General features: G+C 62.5%; 17 protein-coding genes. 7 read left to right on the forward strand and 10 right to left on the reverse strand.

Features of this window, described 5'->3' with window-relative positions; genetic code table 11:
- The first annotated feature begins 72 nt into the window (after window positions 1–72).
- A complete protein-coding gene (locus GQO94_RS07655) occupies window positions 73–963 on the forward strand; it encodes an amidohydrolase family protein (RefSeq protein ID WP_156840546.1) in 891 nt (296 codons plus the stop codon).
- On the opposite strand, the gene GQO94_RS07660 is transcribed toward GQO94_RS07655, so the two are convergent.
- Genes GQO94_RS07660 through GQO94_RS07670 form a run of 3 tightly spaced genes read right to left on the reverse strand, consistent with a single transcriptional unit; the run spans window position 960 to window position 3,587 of the window.
- Window positions 960–1,409, reverse strand: a complete 450-nt coding sequence (locus GQO94_RS07660) for a nuclear transport factor 2 family protein (protein WP_156840547.1) — start codon at window positions 1,407–1,409, stop codon at window positions 960–962. The genes GQO94_RS07655 and GQO94_RS07660 overlap by 4 nt on opposite strands.
- Window positions 1,406–2,236, reverse strand: a complete 831-nt coding sequence (locus GQO94_RS07665) for an amidohydrolase family protein (protein WP_198045864.1) — start codon at window positions 2,234–2,236, stop codon at window positions 1,406–1,408. Before GQO94_RS07665 ends, GQO94_RS07660 begins: the two co-directional genes overlap by 4 nt.
- On the reverse strand, window positions 2,229–3,587 hold the full coding sequence (locus GQO94_RS07670) for an MFS transporter (protein WP_156840549.1): 1,359 nt from the start codon (window positions 3,585–3,587) through the stop codon (window positions 2,229–2,231). The genes GQO94_RS07665 and GQO94_RS07670 overlap by 8 nt, the downstream gene beginning before the upstream one ends.
- Window positions 3,588–3,676: 89 nt before the next feature.
- On the opposite strand from GQO94_RS07670, the gene GQO94_RS07675 reads away from it, so the two are divergent.
- The 3 genes from GQO94_RS07675 to GQO94_RS07685 all read left to right on the forward strand — a co-directional run bounded on the left by GQO94_RS07675 (window position 3,677) and on the right by GQO94_RS07685 (window position 6,596).
- Entirely contained in the window at window positions 3,677–4,774 is a 1,098-nt protein-coding gene (locus GQO94_RS07675) for a peptidyl-alpha-hydroxyglycine alpha-amidating lyase family protein (RefSeq protein WP_156840550.1), read from the forward strand.
- Window positions 4,775–4,810: 36 nt separating this feature from the next.
- Window positions 4,811–6,022: a cobalamin-independent methionine synthase II family protein gene (locus GQO94_RS07680; RefSeq protein ID WP_156840551.1), complete on the forward strand. Its 1,212-nt coding sequence runs from the start codon at window positions 4,811–4,813 to the stop codon at window positions 6,020–6,022.
- A gap of 64 nt (window positions 6,023–6,086) precedes the next feature.
- Complete coding sequence (locus tag GQO94_RS07685) at window positions 6,087–6,596, forward strand: MarR family winged helix-turn-helix transcriptional regulator (RefSeq protein ID WP_156840552.1); 510 nt, start codon at window positions 6,087–6,089, stop codon at window positions 6,594–6,596.
- A gap of 28 nt (window positions 6,597–6,624) precedes the next feature.
- Here GQO94_RS07685 and GQO94_RS07690 read toward each other — a convergent pair whose 3' ends face one another.
- The 3 genes from GQO94_RS07690 to GQO94_RS07700 are packed head-to-tail and all read right to left on the reverse strand — an operon-like array spanning window position 6,625 to window position 9,138.
- Window positions 6,625–7,983 carry an MFS transporter gene (locus tag GQO94_RS07690; protein WP_156840553.1) on the reverse strand — a complete coding sequence of 453 codons (1,359 nt, stop codon included), beginning with the start codon at window positions 7,981–7,983 and terminating at the stop codon, window positions 6,625–6,627.
- Complete coding sequence (locus GQO94_RS07695; protein WP_156840554.1) at window positions 7,980–8,321, reverse strand: carboxymuconolactone decarboxylase family protein; 342 nt, start codon at window positions 8,319–8,321, stop codon at window positions 7,980–7,982. Before GQO94_RS07695 ends, GQO94_RS07690 begins: the two co-directional genes overlap by 4 nt.
- 46 nt (window positions 8,322–8,367) lie before the next feature.
- Complete coding sequence (locus tag GQO94_RS07700) at window positions 8,368–9,138, reverse strand: HpcH/HpaI aldolase family protein (RefSeq protein ID WP_156840555.1); 771 nt, start codon at window positions 9,136–9,138, stop codon at window positions 8,368–8,370.
- 193 nt (window positions 9,139–9,331) lie between these two features.
- On the opposite strand from GQO94_RS07700, the gene GQO94_RS07705 reads away from it, so the two are divergent.
- Genes GQO94_RS07705 through GQO94_RS07715 form a run of 3 tightly spaced genes read left to right on the forward strand, consistent with a single transcriptional unit; the run spans window position 9,332 to window position 11,875 of the window.
- Window positions 9,332–10,540, forward strand: coding sequence for a cobalamin-independent methionine synthase II family protein (locus tag GQO94_RS07705; RefSeq protein ID WP_156840556.1), 1,209 nt, complete (start codon window positions 9,332–9,334; stop codon window positions 10,538–10,540).
- 4 nt (window positions 10,541–10,544) lie between these two features.
- The gene (locus tag GQO94_RS07710; RefSeq protein WP_156840557.1) at window positions 10,545–11,489 is read left to right on the forward strand and encodes an alpha/beta hydrolase; all 945 of its coding nucleotides are present in this window, start codon (window positions 10,545–10,547) and stop codon (window positions 11,487–11,489) included.
- Complete coding sequence (locus GQO94_RS07715) at window positions 11,486–11,875, forward strand: carboxymuconolactone decarboxylase family protein (protein ID WP_156840558.1); 390 nt, start codon at window positions 11,486–11,488, stop codon at window positions 11,873–11,875. Before GQO94_RS07710 ends, GQO94_RS07715 begins: the two co-directional genes overlap by 4 nt.
- Window positions 11,876–11,882: 7 nt before the next feature.
- On the opposite strand, the gene GQO94_RS07720 is transcribed toward GQO94_RS07715, so the two are convergent.
- The 4 genes from GQO94_RS07720 to GQO94_RS07735 form a co-directional block, all read right to left on the reverse strand.
- On the reverse strand, window positions 11,883–12,356 hold the full coding sequence (locus GQO94_RS07720; protein ID WP_156840559.1) for a GlcG/HbpS family heme-binding protein: 474 nt from the start codon (window positions 12,354–12,356) through the stop codon (window positions 11,883–11,885).
- Entirely contained in the window at window positions 12,353–12,712 is a 360-nt protein-coding gene (locus GQO94_RS07725; RefSeq protein ID WP_232332823.1) for a c-type cytochrome, read from the reverse strand. The genes GQO94_RS07720 and GQO94_RS07725 overlap by 4 nt, the downstream gene beginning before the upstream one ends.
- A gap of 248 nt (window positions 12,713–12,960) precedes the next feature.
- Window positions 12,961–14,295: an MFS transporter gene (locus GQO94_RS07730; RefSeq protein ID WP_156840560.1), complete on the reverse strand. Its 1,335-nt coding sequence runs from the start codon at window positions 14,293–14,295 to the stop codon at window positions 12,961–12,963.
- A gap of 107 nt (window positions 14,296–14,402) precedes the next feature.
- Window positions 14,403–17,204, reverse strand: coding sequence for a TonB-dependent receptor domain-containing protein (locus GQO94_RS07735; RefSeq protein ID WP_232332824.1), 2,802 nt, complete (start codon window positions 17,202–17,204; stop codon window positions 14,403–14,405).
- Window positions 17,205–17,285 lie beyond the last annotated feature (81 nt).

A 17,285-nucleotide genomic window follows, 5' to 3' on the forward strand; every position in this document is an offset into this window, starting at 1 on the left:
GCCCCTATCTCGCTTGTTCTTGGCGCGGTTCTGGCCCTGGGTGGCTGCGCGACGTCATCCCGGAGCCCGGTAATGCTGTACGATACGCACGCCCATTTCTTCAGCGACGACATTGTGACCTACCCGATCGATACCACGGGCGCGCGTGAGGGCGAGGATGTGCTGCGCCGCCGCATCATGGACAGGCCGTCGACCCCGGACGTGGTCTTGGCCAGCTGGGCAGTGAACGGCGTGGCCGGAGGTGCGGGCGTTCAGTACAACAGCGCCTACAAAACCGATAACCGGTATCTTCTCGATGTCAGCGACGCGGCGCCGGACCGGATCAGCGCGGTCGTCATTCTCGATCCGCAGGATAGCGCGACGCCGCAAGTGCTGGCCGACATGGCGAGCGAGCATGGTATTCGCGGCGTACGGATGACGGGATTTCCCGATGAGGCAGGCCGGTATCCTTACTTTGAGAGCGAAGCCGCGCTGGCTACGTGGTCCGCGGCAGAGCGGCTCGGTATCGCCGTCGTCTTGATGTACTTGCCGGGTCGCAAACCGAGCGCGGTCGCGCTGGGGCGTATCGGCGAGTTGGCGGATCGATTTCCCCGCCTTGCCATCGTGCTCGACCATTGCGGCTGGCCGGCTGCGCAAGGGGCTCCAGACTACGGCATGGGCGATGCCCATCGCGCCCTGGCCGCGCGTGCCAACATCTATTTCAAGCTCACCACGATCAACCTCAACCAGCTCGAAAATGCGGGTGTGCCGGCCCCCGCTTTCGTGAAGCGCCTGGTCGAACTCTACGGTGCGGACCGGATCATGTGGGGATCGGATTTCGGCAACACCGAAGGAACGTTCGAAAGCATGGTCGAGCGCGCCAAGGCTGCGACGGCCGAATTGACTGAAGCGCAGCGCCGCGCTGTGCTGCACGACACTGGAGCGCGGTTGTTCGCCCGCCGCGGACCTGCCGAGGGTCGCTAGGAGCTGAAATTCAGCTGCGCGCCGCCCTTGTAGAGGTTTTCCAGCAAGCGCTCGGTGCAGAGCCAGCGCATCTCTTCCTCGTCCCAACGAAACCTCTCGGTCGCGCGGCTGATCCGCGTGGGTGCACTGCTTTCTCGCGGGGCCGCGCCATCTTCTGCCCATAGCAGCATGTACCAATTCGCCGTCGCCGTGCCGTCATCGCCGAATTCCGCGCGAAAATTCGAAAAGGCATGGACGGCGACGCGCTCGCCGCGATCCTCGCGCCAGGAATAGAAGCCCTCGATCGCTTCGCGGCCTTCCAGGTTCAGCTTGCCGGAACGGTAGACGCCTTCGGGTGCGTAATATTCGCCCGCGCGGCGCCCCCAATTGGTATCGACGTCGTGCCAGAAATCGGCGAGGCCCATTTCCAGCTCGGCCGTGGCGATGGCCCGTTCGCGGCGATTCATGCGGATTTCCCTCCTTCGAAAAACAGTTTCATCGCCGTTAGGTCGATCGCCGAGCGGGTTTCGGCATTGGGGACGAGGCGACGATAAAGCGCGATGGCCGAGCCGTAGTCGACGGCGGCTTCGTGATTGATGAAGGGCGCGTCGCTGCCCCAGAGCAGCCGCTCCGCACCCAGTTCCGCAACCAGCCGATCGGTGACCTGCTGCGCCACCTGTTCCTCCAGCCGGAAACCCGCAGACAGCTTCACCCAGCAATTGCCGCCTTGCCCCGCCGTCAGCATCGCATCGAGGCCTTTGGCGATTTCGGCAGGCGTGCCTGTAGGAACGCCGAAGTGATCGACGACGACCCGCACACCGCTGCCAGCCAGTGCGGGCAACAGGTCCTGCAATCGGGCGACGGCGGCAAGCAGTTCGACATGCAGTCCGCAGTCAGCCAAGGCGCGCAAATGACTACGCCAGGGATCGCTGGCGAGGTCCGGAAAGCTGTCGCGGCGACGCCAGACGAGCCGGACGCCGACCACACCGCCTTCCGCCATGGTGCGAAGCCGGGCCTTCTCGATCGAGGGGTCGGTTAGGACCGTGCCGCGCAAGTTGGCATGCCGAGCCAGGACACCAAGGGTATAGGCGTTGTCATCGTCGAACAGGCTGGCGGCGGCGATCACGCCGTGGCTGACGCCATGACTCGCCATGTCGGCCAGCCAAGCCTCGACGGGATAAGCGTAGTCGGGTCGGGAATGCGCCGCATCGGCGAACGGCATGCCGGCGTCGAACACGTGGGCGTGGGTATCCACGCGCGGACCATCGCGCAATGCCGGCTTCGCATCAGCCATGCCTGAGATTGGCCCTCGTGATCTTTGGCGCATTGGGCAACGACATCAGGAGAAATGAGAACAGCGCGCCCGAAGCGAGCGGCACGGCGAGCAGGGCAAAAATCCCGACAGGCCCATAGTTGCCGTCCAGCACGACGTTGCCGAACAGAGGCGCAAAGATCGAGGCGATGCGACCCGCGCCGTAAGCCCAGCCGACGCCGGTCGCGCGGTGGCTTGGCGGGTAGAGCGCCGCCGCCATGGCTGCGATCCCCGCCTGGCCGCCGTGTTGGAAGATCGCCATGATCGCGACGGCGACATACATGCCGATGCCCGGCGCTAGCACCCCGATCATCGAAGCGCCGACGGCCGCGATCGCGAACGTCCCGGTCATTACCGTACGAAACCCGAACCGGTCGATAAAGGCGCCGATGGTCAGCATGCCGATGAATCCCGCGATCGTGTTGGTGGCGTTGATCGCCGCCACGGCCTGCCAATCGAGCCCGATCACGTCCTTGAAAATCGTCGTTTTCCAGACCCCCGCCGTGATGAACACGAAACTGGAAATGGCCACCGCCCACATCAGAAGCGTTTTGAGCGTTTTGCCTTTGCCGAAGATATCGGAAACGATGCCACGCTGCTTGCTCGTGACATCGCGCGGCTCGGCATAGACCGAGACGGGGGGCGCGCCCATCGGCACCATGCGTTGCGCAAGCGTATCGATCGCCGGATCATCGGGATTGCGCGCGGCCAGCGAACGCAGCGACTCCGGCAGGAAGAACCAGATCAGAGGCAGCATCAGCGTCGGAAGGATCACCGCCACCCAGAACCCGCCGCGCCAGCCGAACGGTTCGAGGATGAACCCCTGCATCAGCGCCCCCATCAAGGCGCCGATCATCGTGCCCGATACGGTGATGGTGCTCATCGTCGCGCGCAGGCGTGTCGGCGCGGTTTCGGAAACGATGGTCACGAGGATCGGGATCATGGCCGTTCCGCACAGGCCAGCCAGGAACCGCATCGCGGTAAAGGGAACGAGCGAGGTGGTTTGGATGATGGCAAAGGCGCTGAGCGCCATTCCGGCATAGCACGCCAGAAGAACCCTGGGGCGCGAAAACTTGTCGGCCAGGGGCGGGATCACGAATGCGCCGAGCAGCATTCCGACTTGCTGCGCGATCATCGCCGAAGTGATGTCCGTGCGCGCGACCCCGAAATCATCTGCAAGATCGGGAAGCACCCAGCCGACGATGTAGAGCTCATATCCATCGATCGCGGCAAGGAACGTGCAGAGCACCAGGACAGTCAGGTGAAAGCGATTGAACCGCAGATTGTCGAGAAAGGTGTCGACGTTGACCCGGTTCGCATCCTGTGCGGTCATCCCAATCCTCTCCTGCCCGCTGTCGAAGCCCGGAGTAGGCGAGTGAACAGCTCTAGTTTCGATCACCTTTAACAGACGGCATTATACATTTGCAAACGAATATCGGATTTGGCATAGCCGGCGCGGCGGATGGGATGACGATCCGGAATGACGCGAAAAAACAGGAGAGCAAGCTGGGGGCTGTCGTGCAATTGCCGTCTTTCGATCCCGACCTGCACTGGGAACAGACACCTGCCGGGTTTGAGCACAAGGATGTGGCCGCCGTCGCCGTGGACTCGGACGACCGCGTCTATCTTTTCACGCGCCACCCGAATCTCGTGATGATTTATCACCCGGACGGGCGGTTTATCCGGTCGTGGGGCGAAGGCATTTTTACCATGGCCCATGGCTTGACTGTCGGGCCGGACGGCCGCGTCTATTGCGTCGATAACATGGACCACTCGATCCGAGTTTTTACGGCGGAGGGCGACCCGATCATGACTCTCGGCGTGCCCGGGCAGCCTTCGGACACGGGTTACGAGCGCAAGGACCAAATCGAGATCCACGCTTGCGAATGTATCGGCTACCCGGGCGGGCCTTTCAACGGCTGCACGAATGTCGCGGTCGCGCCGAATGGGGATCTTTATGTTGCGGACGGCTATCGCAATTGCCGCGTCCACCATTTCTCCGCCGACGGAGATTTGATCCGCTCATGGGGTGAGATTGGCACAGGGCCCGGCGAGTTCCATTTGCCGCACGGGATTGCGTGCGACGCCAGCGGCCGGGTGCTCGTCTGCGACCGCGAGAACGATCGTATCCAAGTCTTTTCGCCCGAGGGCGCTTTCCTTGAATGCTGGACCGACGTGCAGCGCCCGTGCGACCTGGCCATCGATGCCGACGGCATGATCTACGTGGCCGAACTCTGGCGGCCGAAGGGCAAGAAGAGTTTCGTGCATGGAGAGATGATGCAGGATCGGGCCGGGCGCGTGACAGTGCTCGATGCCGATGGTCGTTTAATGGACCGCTGGGGCGGATCGTCGGAGAACAGGCATTGCGAGGGACAATTCATCGCGCCCCATGGCATTGCAGTCGACAGCCACGGCGACGTCTATGTCGCCGAGGTGACCTACAGCTTCGCGCTTCGTCCGGGCTGGATCGATGAGCGCCACGCCAGCCATCAATTGCAGAAATTCACGCGCCGCCACTGAGCAGCGTGATATTCCAAGGGAAAAAGAGGACATCGTATGCGCCGCTCGACCGACCACATTCTGACCACGCACGGCGGCAATCTGCCGCGCCCGGCCGATCTCGACGAACTTCTGGTCGATGCCGATAGCAATGGCGCGGCGATCGAGGAACGCCTTCCGAAGGCGGTGAACGAAGTGGTCGAGAAACAGATCGAGTGCGGCCTCGATGTCATCAACGACGGCGAGTACGTCAAGGCCGCCAACATGGGCAGCTACACCGGGTATATCGATGCGCGCGTCAAAGGGTGGGAGATGCGGGCCAAGCAGCCCGGCGTCGCCCCCAAGCGCGCGGGGCCGGGTGAGCGCGACAAGCGCGATTTTCCCGGATTCTTTGAATCGGGTCTCTGGTTCGCCGGGGCCGGCGGGCCGGTGCGCCCCGGTTTTATGACGCCGGGCAAAGTGCCTCAACCGCGACCGAACGAAAAGGTCTGCACCGCGAAGCTGGAATATGTCGGGCAGGATGCGATCGCGGCCGATATCGCCGCGCTCAAGAAGGGTCTCGAAGGGCGTGAAGGCGTCGACGGCTTCATTGCCGCGCTGGGGCCGCTCAGTGCCGGCGCCGGTGCGCGCAATGAATTCTACGACAGCGAGGAGGACTATATGTTCGCGGTCGCAGAAGCGATGCGCGAGGAATACAAGGCGATCACTGACGCCGGGCTGGTGGTGCAGCTGGACGAGCCCGAGTTCGCCACGACGTGGATGTTCTATCCCGACTGGTCGGTCGAAGACTATCGTCGTTACCTCGAGTTTGCGGTAGAGGTGATCAACCACGCCATCGCGGGGCTGCCGTCCGAACTGGTGCGGTTTCACATGTGCTGGGGCTCGGGCCATCGTCCGCACACCAACGACATCGAATTCCGTCACATCGTCGATCTGCTCTTCAAGATCGACGCGCAATGCTACACCTTCGAGGCAAGCAACGTGCGGCACGCGCACGAGTACCACGTGTTCGAAGAGCACAAGCTGCCCGATGGCAAGATCATCGCGCCGGGCGTCGTGGGGCACCACACGGACCTGGTCGAGCACCCCGAACTCGTGGCCGAGCGCCTGATGAACTTCGGGCGTATCGTCGGCATGGAGAATCTCCAGGGCGCCACCGATTGCGGCATCGGCTCCCGAGTGGGTCATCCCGAGATCGTCTGGGCCAAACTGTCGGCCCTTGCCGATGGTGCGGCGATCGCGAGCGAGAGGCTCAAAGCCGGCCGCTAAGCTCTGCTTAGCGCGAGCGCTGCGACTGCTGGACTTGGGGCGCGTGATCCTACAGTAAGCGCCCATGTCGGCCAAAGCAGCGTCATCCGCATCTTCTCCGTCCTTGTTGCACCTCGTCAAACAGGTGCAGTACAAGGCTTATCTGCGGCTCGAGGACGTGTTCCAGCCGCTTGGCATCACGGCGGTGCAGTTTCGCATCCTGACCACGCTGTCGACCAGCCCCGGCATGTCGTCGGCCGAGCTGGCGCGGCTGTACGACGTCAAGCCGCAGACCATGATCAAACAGGTCGCAACGCTGGAGCGCAAGAGCCTGATCGAGCGCCGCAACAGTGAGACGAACCGCAAGCTTCTCGAACTTCGTCTGACCGATGAGGGGAAACGCGTGCTCGCCGAGTGCCGTGGGCAATCGCGTGCGGTCGAGGCGAGTGTGCTTTCTTCACTGGACGAGACGGAGCAAGCCACCCTTCGCGACCTTCTTTCGCGCCTCCTTTCAGACATGGCTGAAGACGATTTCGGCGAAGCAGAGGGCGAATTCTCCCGCGAGTTCGCTCGGTCAGGCGTCCAGCGCGTCTGAGCTGGGAGACGGGTCGGTTCGTGCGTACTCAGTGCGCCGCGACACGGCCCGCCGCCTGGATCGGCCTCACGGTCAGGAGGATCAGCAGCATCACGCCAGCGCAAGCGAGGGGGCCTGCGAGCAGGAAGAAATAGCCCAGCGCGCCCCAGCCATGTTCCAGTGCGAGGGCGCCGTAAAACGGCCCGATGACCGAAACGGCGCGACCCGCGCCATAGGCCAGGCCGACGCCGGTCGCGCGATTGCGGGTGGGGTAAAGCGACGAGGCGATCGAGGCGAGTCCGGCGTGCGCGGCATGTTGGGTGAGGGCGTTGATCGCCAGTGCCACGTACATGCCCCATCCGGGCGCGAGCAGTGCCATGCCGATCGCCGCCGCAGCGGCGATGAGGAAATAGGTCGGCACGATCGCCTTGAACCCATAGCGATCGATCGTCACGCCGATGGTGACCATGCCGATCGCTCCGGCGACAACGCCGATACCCGTGGTGATGCCCACGTTCTGCCAGCCGAGACCGACGAGATCGCGAAACACCGTGGTCTTCCACGTTGCCGCGCTGATGAAGCCGAACGAGCCGAGAAAGCCGAGCCAGAGCAGTGTCGTCGGCAAAGCCAGGCCGGGCGCGAACAATTCCCGGACGCGTTGCAAGCTGGAGACACTGCCCTCCGCTTTGTCCGGCACGGTGAAGGCTGCTGGAGACCCGCCGGGCGAAAGCGACGCGACAATCGCGCGAAGCCGGGGGTCAGCCGGGTTGCGCGTCGCAAGGAACTTGGGCGATTCAGGCAGAAACATCAGCAAGGGGGGAAGCAGCAGGAGCGGCATCACGCCACCAAGCCAGAATGCGACATGCCAGCCGAACGGTTCGAGGAGGAAGGCCTGCATCAGAGAACCGAGGATGGCTCCCGGCATTGCGCCGGCGAGAACGACCGTGACGACGGTGGATCGCTGGCGCGCAGGCGCGAGTTCGGACGACAAGGCGACCATGTTGGCGATGACGGCACTGGCGAACATGCCGGTGACGAGGCGCGCAATGGCCAGCTGCAAAACGGTCTGCGTCAGGATCGTCACGAAGCAGCAGACCGATACGCCCAGCATGGCGATCATGACGAGCTTCTTGCGCCCGACCTGATCGGCCAGCGGCGCGATGAAATAGGCGCCGAGAGCCATACCGATCATCTGCATCGAGATGACCCAGGTCAGGTCCACACGCTTCACCCCGAAATCGTCTGAGACCATCGGCAAGACCCAGCTGAGCACGCCGAGATCGAAACCATCGACCAGCATGGCCAGCGCACCGAGCGCCATGACTTTTACATGGAAGCGCGAGAAGGGAACGTTGTCGAGGAAGGTCTCGATATCTGGAGCGGTGCCCGGTTGAGCCGTGTCGGTCACGACGCGCCCTTGGCGTCTGCATCGCCGTCATCCACGATTTCGAGCAGCTGGCGCGCCGCCGAAACCGAGCAGGGCCAGCCGGCATAGAACGCGAGGTGCGCGATCGCCTCGCCCAGTTCCTCGACCGTGAGGCCATTGTCGAGCCCGTACTGGAGGTGCCCCTTCACCTGACTGCGATCGAGCGCGATCAGGCAGCTTATGGTGATGAGGCTGCGGTCGCGGGGCGAAAGCTGTTCCCGCTCCCAGACTTTCCCGTAGAGGATGTCCTCGGTCAGCTCGTCGAGCAGCGGTGCCACCGCCTTCAACTGCTTTCCGCGCCCGCCAGCCGGTCTTTTCATATCAGCCCTCTCTTCAAATTCTTTTTCTTGGCCAGACCGCGAACGATCAGGCCTTGCGCAGCCCCTCGAATTGGCTGGACGCGGCATTGAGCGCGCCGCGTAGCAGGCCAAGATCCGACAACCAGGCGAGGTATTTCACGCCGCGAGCAATATAGTCTTCCGCCGATTTGGCGCTGGCGACCACGGTCCCGATGTGCTTTCGTCCGGCGGCGACCTCGATCACCCGATCGATCGCGGCGACCACGTCCGGGTGGCTGGCGTTGCCGGGATGCCCCAGAGACTCGCTAAGATCGCCCGGTCCGATGAACAAGACGTCAAGCTGATCCAGCTGGCACAGAGCATCCACCTGTTCGACCATTTCCTTGTTCTCGACGTGGACGCATACCAGCGTGTGGCGATTGGCCTTTTCCTGGTAGTCCGGGCCGGACGTGCCGTATCCGGCGGCGCGGCAGGCACGGGCGGAACCGCGTTCGCCCTCGGGCCAGTATTTGGCCATGCGAATGACCTCAGCCACTTCGTCGGCGGTTTTCAAGGACGGCACCTGGATCCCGCTCGCGCCGCTGTCGAGCGCGTGCAGGATCGTGGCTTCTGCGGCGTCCTGCGTACGGATCACGCTGCTGATCCCGACTCGCTCTCCGGCGCGGATCATGTTTTCTATCGACTGGTGCGAGAAGCAGCCATGCTCGGCATCGATGATCGTGAAATCGAACCCCGACAGTCCGTATACTTCGGCGACGGCCGGAGCGTCGAGTTTCACGAAGCTTCCGAAGACGACTTGCCCTGCCTCGAGCTTCGTCTTCACCGAGTAATCGAACATTCCGATCTCCCTTTAGCGACCTTCTTGAGAGCTGCCCTCGCTGCTCGGCGAAGGTCGGCGGGAGTCGCTATTTACAAACACCATTCAACATGGCACAAACATTTTTATAAGCCAAGCTACTAATGCCGAGGCCTCCCAAGGCTTCTGTCGGGTTGCCGAAGCATTGGTAAGACAATCGATATCAGGAGACGATGTGAGGCGCAGCACCGACCGCATACTGACCACGCATGTTGGCAGTCTGATCCGCCCCTTGCCCGTATTGCAGCATATGATGCATGCCGCGCTCGGAGAGAACATCGACGGCGAGCAATTCCGCGCCGACGTGGCGCAGGGCGTGCGTGATGTCGTGGCTAAGCAGGCCGAGATCGGCATCGATATTCCCAGCGATGGCGAGATCTCGAAGCCGAGCTTTCATAATTACGTGATCGAACGGCTCGGGGGGCTGGAGAAAGTTCCGCCGGAGCAGCGCGGCGCGTACTACGCCAAGCTGAGCGACGAATTTCCCGGGTTCATGCAGCAATACAACGCCATGTACAAAACGATGTGGATGCCGCCCGAACTCGATCCGGACAAGGCCGCCGCTGCCGCCGCCGCGCCGCTGCCGCGTTGCCGTGTCGTGGAACCGATCACGTATGTTGGCCAGGCCGACCTTCAGCGCGATCTCGACAATTACGCGGTCGCACTTGAAGGGCACGATTTCGTCGAAGCCTTCATGCCGTCCGCAACGCCGGCGCGCGACGATGCCGATGCGGGCGAGGTGTACGAAAGCGAGAGCGCCTATCTCTACGACCTCGCCGATGCAATGCACGTGGAATACAAGGCGATCGTCGACGCCGGGTTCGTCGTGCAGCTCGACCTCGGACTGCCCGCGCGCAATCAGGTCCTGCCCGGCAATCCCAATCCCACGCCGGACGACCTTCGCCGCGCCTCGGAACGGCAAGTCGAAGCCTATAACCATGCCTTGCGCGACATCCCCGAAGACCGGGTGCGCTACCATATGTGCTGGGGCAGCATGAATACCCCGCACACCACCGACGTGCCGCTGACCGAAGTCATCGACATCATCCTCAAGATCAAGGCACAGGCCTATGTGATCGAGGGAGCCAATCCGCGCCACGAGCACGAATGGATGGTCTGGAAGGACGTGAAACTGCCCGACGGCAAGATCTTGGTCCCCGGCGTGATCAGCCATCAAACCAATGTCGTCGAACACCCCGAATTGGTCGCCTGGCGCATCAGCAATTACGCGAGCGTTGTCGGGCGCGAGAACGTGATCGCGGGAACCGACTGCGGATTTTCGCAAGGCTGGAACATGGCTCGCGTGCATCCCGAGGTGCAATGGGCGAAGCTTGCCGCTCTCGTCGAAGGGGCGGAACTTGCCTCCCGGAACCTCTGGAATTGAACAAGTGAACGACGCGGCGGACTTACCGGAAGGGATTGCCGAGTATCTCGATGCGGTAGCGGCAATGCGCGCCGACGGCGGATCTTCGCCCGAAGGCCAGCGGCTGGTCGCAGACCGGGAAGCGTGGCGGCTCGGCATCGCGAGACCGGCCGGCATGCGCGTGACCGATACGTATGTGGTGGGGGGCGGGGCGGAAACGCCTGTGCGTCTCTATCGTCCGCAAGCGGCAAGCGGTGCGGGGCTGGTCTATTTCCATGGCGGAGGTTTTACGTCCGGCAGCATCGAGACATTCGATTGCTTGGCGATGGGCTTGGCCGAGGCAAGCGGCACGCTAATCATCAGCGTGGGATATCGGCGTTTGCCCGAGGCTTCGCCGCGAGAGATCGTGGAAGAGGGCGCCAAGGTTTTCGAATGGGCTTTGCGCAATTGCCAATTGCTGGGCTTCGAGGCGGATGGTCTCGGGTTAGCCGGAGATAGCGCCGGGGCTTTCATTGCCACGATGCTTGCACTGGGTCCACTTCGGTCACAGCCCATCGCTTGCCTCGCGCTGATCTATGGGCTGTTCGATTGCGATCCCGCCAGCATGCCTGATGAGCTGGGGGCCGGTTCGGTTCTGTCGCCCGCTGTTCTGAAGGCCATTCTCGAGACTTTCGCCGAATGCGACAGGCGCGACCCACTCGATGGCCCGCCACCACTACGCACGCCGGACCTTTCGGCGCTGCCGCCGACCGTCATGCTACACGCCGAGGCTTGCCCGTTTTACGAACAAGGCGTGGAATTTGCGGCGCGGCTGACGGATGCCGGAGTGCCTGTGCATACGGCGACTGCTGCAAGGATGCCGCATGGCTTCCTGCGCGCCCTTCGCTTTTCCGAGCCCACGCGCGGCGAAATGCGCGCGCTGGGAGAAGCTATTCGAAACACCATCGCGACAACGGAGCACAGCTCATGACCTTGAACACCGATAATCCTTCGTTTCAGAAAGGCCGTGAGATGCGCCGCGAACTGTTCGGCGATGCGAGTATCGAGCGGCTGGACCAGGCGGACGACTTCACCGCGCCGCTGGAGAACTTCGTCACCACCGCCTGCTTCGGCGAGACCTGGACACGCGAAGGGCTGACCCTGCGCGAACGCAGCCTGATCACTCTGGCGGTTTGTGCCGCGCTCAATCGCCAGATTCCGGTCAAGCGCATGACGAAATGCGCCATCGAGAACGGCGCGACCAAAGACGACATCCGCGAAGTGCTGTTGCAGACGACGCTTTATATCGGCGTTGCCGGCGGGGTGGAAAGCTGGGCACTGGCTTCGGAAGCGCTGAAGGAAATGGGCGCGTACTGATGCGCAGTCAGGGGCGGGCGGGCACGAGCCCCGCCGCCTCAATTCCGGCGCTGGCGCAGGCGGCATCGTCTTCGCTTTTCATGCCCGACACGCCGACCCCGCCCAGAAGAACCCCGTCTTTCGTGTAGATCGGAACACCGCCGCGGATCGTGGCGACGGCGGGCATATTGGCCGGTGGGTTTAACTTCGCGAGATCTGCCGTCGCGGCGCCGAAGCGAGACGCGGAATCGGACTTCCAAAGCGCGGCTTCCCCTGCTGCGGTGCTCGTTCCGTCGAGATGTGCGTAAGCCACCAACATGCCGCGCGGATCGCGCACCGCGATCGCGGCCTTCATGCCGCGCTCCCCGGCCCACGCAAGGCACGTCTCGCGGATCGTGGCGGCGCTGGCGTAATCGAGCGCCGGGCGGAGCGTCTGGGCTACGACCGCTGCGTGAGCTGTAGCGAGCAGGGCCGTGCCGATAATGACTGACCGAATGTTCATTTCAAGCTCTCCAGGTAGTCGATCACACGGGTGCGTTGGGCCGCGTCGCTGATACCCGGAATGCCCATTTTCGTGCCTGGTACGGTCCCGACGGGATCGGCAAGATATTTGCCCAGATTGGCGCGCGTCCAGACGAGGCCGGAAGACGCCATCGCATCGGAATAGGCGTAGCCGGGCTTTGACCCGGCCTTGGCACCGAACACACCATGCAGATTGGGTCCGACACCGGCCGCACCGCCCTTGTCGACCGAGTGGCAGGCCTTGCAGGTGGCGAAGGCTGGTGGAGCGGCCATCGGCTTCACATCGACCTGCACGACCTGAATGCGCTCGGCCGGAGCAGGTGTGGGCGATGGCACTGGCGATGACACTAGTGATGGCGATGGCGATGGCGATGGCGACGGCTCGGCGATATCTTCGCCGGCTTCCCCAGCGGGAACGGCGCTTGCGATCGGCTCTGGCTCTGCCGGGACAATGGCTCCGGAAGCCGATGTTTCCAAAGGTTCGGTCCCTTTATCCGGCGTAGGGTCGGCGCACGCTACAGTCAGCATGCAGCCACCAAGGCCGGCAATCAGTATCAGTCTGGACGTCACGCCTATTACTCCCGTCATCGGGTCTGCTCCGGTTTTGGAGAAAGAAAGGAAAGCAACGCCACCGCCAATACAGGCGGGGCGAGCACGGCGGCGAACAGGACAAGCACCGTAAGCCGATCGAACCCGGCGCCGATCACAAAGCCGCCGAGCAATGGCCCGACGATGCCGCCGATCCTGGCGACTCCCATCATCACGCCAAGTCCGGTGTTGCGCAGGTCTGCCTGATAATGGTTCAGGTTCACCAGGATGATCGCGGTGTAGCTGCCGACGTTGAAGAAACCCCACACGGCGGCTGCGGCGATCAGCCCGGCCGTCGCCCCGGTCGGTACGAGGCCCAGCACGATCAGCGCCGCTGCAGTTGCCAGCAGAAAGATATTCGCGATCCGCCTTTCGCCTGCTTTGCGGGCCAAGGCACCGACCGAGATGTGGGCGAGGATACCCGCGGCAGAAGCGGTCATGCCGGTCAGCCCGATGTGGGTCATGTCCATTCCGGCCATTTCCAGGATCTGTGGCTTGAATGCGGCCATGAAGGCCCCGCTGACCGTGAAACTGAAACCGGCTAGGCAGAGCAAGCCAGTCGAAATCCACATCGCGCGTGGGATGGCGCCGCGCTTTTGCGAACCCGTTTGTTCCGGTCGCGGGGGAAGCGCATCGAATTGCGGTTTGCCCATCCGCCGGAAGACCGCGTTCAGTCGCTCCAGCGCATTGTTCGGGCGACGCGCTACGAGGTAGCCAGGCGATTCCAGCATGATGAAGCAGGCGAGCACGAAGCTGAGAGAGTTCAGCGCAGCCGCGGCGAAGAAGATCGAGCGCCAGCCATAGGGCTCGATCAGGACAGCGGCGAGGCCGCCGCAAATCATCGAGCCGAGCGAATAGCCGGTATGCAGAATTCCCACCAGCAGGTTGGACTTCTTCGCGTCGCTGAATTCGGCGACAGTGACATTCAGCAACACGACCAGCGCGCCAAGCAAAACGCCCGTCAGGAAACGCAACACCAACAGCACCGCAAAGGATGGCACGACGGCCGTCGCCAGCAGTAGTGCGCATAGCGCCCCGAGAATTCCGATCATCATCGGCCTGCGCCCGATCCGATCGGCAAGCGGCGACAGGAAGACCGAACCCACCGCAATTCCCACGGGCGTCGCGGTATAGGCAGCGCCGAAGGCTTCCGGCGAAATGCCCCACTGCGCGATCATCACGGGGCCTGCATAAGCCAGCGTGACGACGTCGACGCCATCGGCGGCATAGACCAGCACGCACAAAGCCACGACGGCGTACTGGTAGAAACTCATCCGGGTGGCAAAAATCACTTCGGCCGGAGAAGTTTGCGCAGGATTGCTTGCAGTCATCGAACGAAGGGTCCTGTTATCGGAGCGACAGGGGCATCGCCGACGTGAGTGCGGCGATGCCCCATCGTTGACCAAGCCCCCCTTGCCCGGCCCGCGAAAAGCGAGAGTCAGAAGCGGACGCGGATTCCTCCGACATAATACCGGCCGATCTTGTCGAACATCTGCGAATTGGCGATCGTGGGCTGCACGATGAAGTTGGGCGCTATCGGCGGATCGACGTCGAACAGGTTGTCGATCTTGCCGTATAGCTCGACGGCGTCGGTGATTTTGTAGGCTGCCGAGATGTTCGTGTAGAGGCGGCCGTCGATGTTGTTCTGATCCGCCGGCAGGTTCACGTCGTCGACATAGAAGGACCGAAACTTGCCGCCGCCAAGATAGCGGAAGAACAGCCCCGCCCTGAAGCGGTCGAGATCGTAAGTGAGATCAAGGTTCGCCTTCCACTCCGGCTGTCCGGCGTAGTCGGTCGCAAGATCGCCGACGTAATCGACCGTGCCGCCCTCGGTTCCGAGATAGAGCTTGTCCACCCAGTTGACGATCACTCGCGTTCCGAACGTCCCGGGGCCGATGTCACGGCGGTAGGATGCTTCGAAATCGATACCCGAGGTACCCGCGACATTGGCGTTGATCAAAGTCGCCTGGACCGATTGGATCAGGTTATCCGAACCCAGCGTGATGAAATCGCAATAGCTTTGGATGTTCTGCTCGAAGCAGTTGCTGATGATCGTCCCCGAAGGAAGCGTGGTGATCGCATCCTTGATCTTGATCTTGTAGTAGTCGATCGAGAGGTTCAATCCCGGCACGAAGACTGGCTGATAGACCACGCCGAACGACAGCGTATCGGCCTTCTCCGGATCCAGATCGGGGTTTCCTCCCGTCAGTGATGTTATGAAGTAGGATGGCGGGATCCCATTGGTGCCGTTCGACCGGGGATCATTCTCGCCGCGAATAACCTGGTTCTGCCCCGAAAACAGTTCGTAGACGTTTGCCGCCCGGATATCGCGCGACTTGACGCCGCGGAAGCGCAAGCCCCGCACCGGCGAATAGTTTACGCCGATTTTCCAGGGCACAACACCGCCGCTGGAGCTGTAGTCGGCGTATCGGACCGCGGCATTGACTTCCAGGTTCTCGGCAAACGGCTTGTCTTTCAGCAACGGAACAAGGACTTCGCCATAGATTTCCTTGACGTTGATCTTGCCGCTGAAAGACTGCTGATTGATCGAGCGCCAGCCCCGGGCTTCCGAAATCGGATCGGAGACCGAGACGATCTTTTCTCGGCGCATCTCGCCGCCAAAGGCCACGGCTACCGGGCCGGCCCAGGTCGACAAGGGCTCACCGCGAAAGTTCAGGCCGACAACATCCTGATCCATGTCGGCATCGTAGAAGGAAGTGCCGCGATAGTAATCGAGCGCAGCATTGCTGATCGATCCGACGCCAAAGACGTTGGCCGGTTGGCACGCAGGATCATTGTTATTCGGGTTGGCATCGGCATTGATACGGCAGACCGGCTGGCCCGTATTGGGATCGATGACGGAATCCACGGCGTTGAACCAGCGACTTTCGACGCGGTTGTTGACCGATTCCTGGTAAAACGAATTGCGCGAGATCTGGCCGTAAGCGTCCCACTCCCAGCCCCCGAAACTGCCCTTCGCTCCGATCGCGTAGCGGCTGACATCGGTCTTGGAATTGTTCTCGGCTTCGCCGTCGTCGAAAAGCTGGATCCTGCCGAATTTGAACGACGACAGATTGTTCGCGTCCATGATGTCTCTGATCGATTGCGGCAGATAGGCGTTATCGCGTTTGATCGTGAGATTGCCATTGTCGTAGTTCGGGGCCAGATCGGACTCCACGTCGACGTGGCTGACCAGGACGTCGGCCCATAGGCTCACCGTGTCCGAAGCCTCGAACGACAGGCGACCAAACCCGGAATAGCGGGTGATATAAACGCCGATGTTGCTGAGGTCGCCGACGTTCACGCCATCGCCACCCAGTTGAAAAACGGGGCCGACCAGATCGCCGAACTGGAACGGTTGCGGTGTGCCGCCGGGTCCGAACTGGATGCCGTAGAGCGGGCTGCTGGCGGGTTCGACGATCAGACCCCCGAACGTCATTTTCGAAAAGGTCGCCCCATCGACGATTTGCTGCAGCGTATCGCAGCAACCCGCGGGGTTGGTGAACAAGACGGATTGGCCGCGGCCCCAGGGCCGAGAATCGACGCGAGTCTGTCCGGTATTGCGATAGAAATCGCCCGATACCGTCACGCGTAGGCGATCGTCCATCAACCCACTGCCGAACGCGGCCGACAGGATCGGCCGCTTGAAGTCGCCATATTTGGACTCGCCGTAGGAGGCATCGATCTTCAAGCCGTCGAAATTCTTGTCGAGCGAGAAATTGACCACGCCGGCGACGGCGTCGGAGCCATAGGCCGCCGAGGCGCCGCCGGTGACGACTTCGACGCCGTTCAACAAGGCCACGGGGAAGATATTGGTGTCGATTCCGCCGAACGGGCTGGTCGCGGCAAGGCGGCGCCCGTCCAGCAGGACGAGCGTCTTTTCCCGGCCGAGCGCACGAAGGTCGGGTTGGTTCTGGCCCACCGGTTCCGACGAGCGCCCGATATTCCAGTTCATGCGAAGTTGCGGAATGTCGGCGGCCAGCTCTGCAACCGCACCAAATGCGCGGTCTTCGATCTGCTGTTCGCTGATCGTCGTGATCGGCGTGGGCGCAGTAAAGCCCTGGCCAAGCCGCGATCCCGTTACCAGGATTTCGGCAGAAGCCGGCGCCGTATTGCCGGTCGTGTCCGCATTTGCGTCCTCGGCGATTGCCGGATCCGTCTCCTGCGCGATTGCCGGCGCGGCGACCAGCGTACCCAGCGCAAGGGCTGCCACGCTTGCATGGCGCATCCAGCGCGCCATCGATAGACCCATTGATTCTGTAGCGATGGACATCCCGTAAACCTCCCAGGTCATCGTTAGGCTAGGCCCGCAAAAAGACGA

This window comes from Novosphingobium aquimarinum, from assembly GCF_009746585.1.
Lineage (GTDB): Bacteria > Pseudomonadota > Alphaproteobacteria > Sphingomonadales > Sphingomonadaceae > Novosphingobium > Novosphingobium aquimarinum.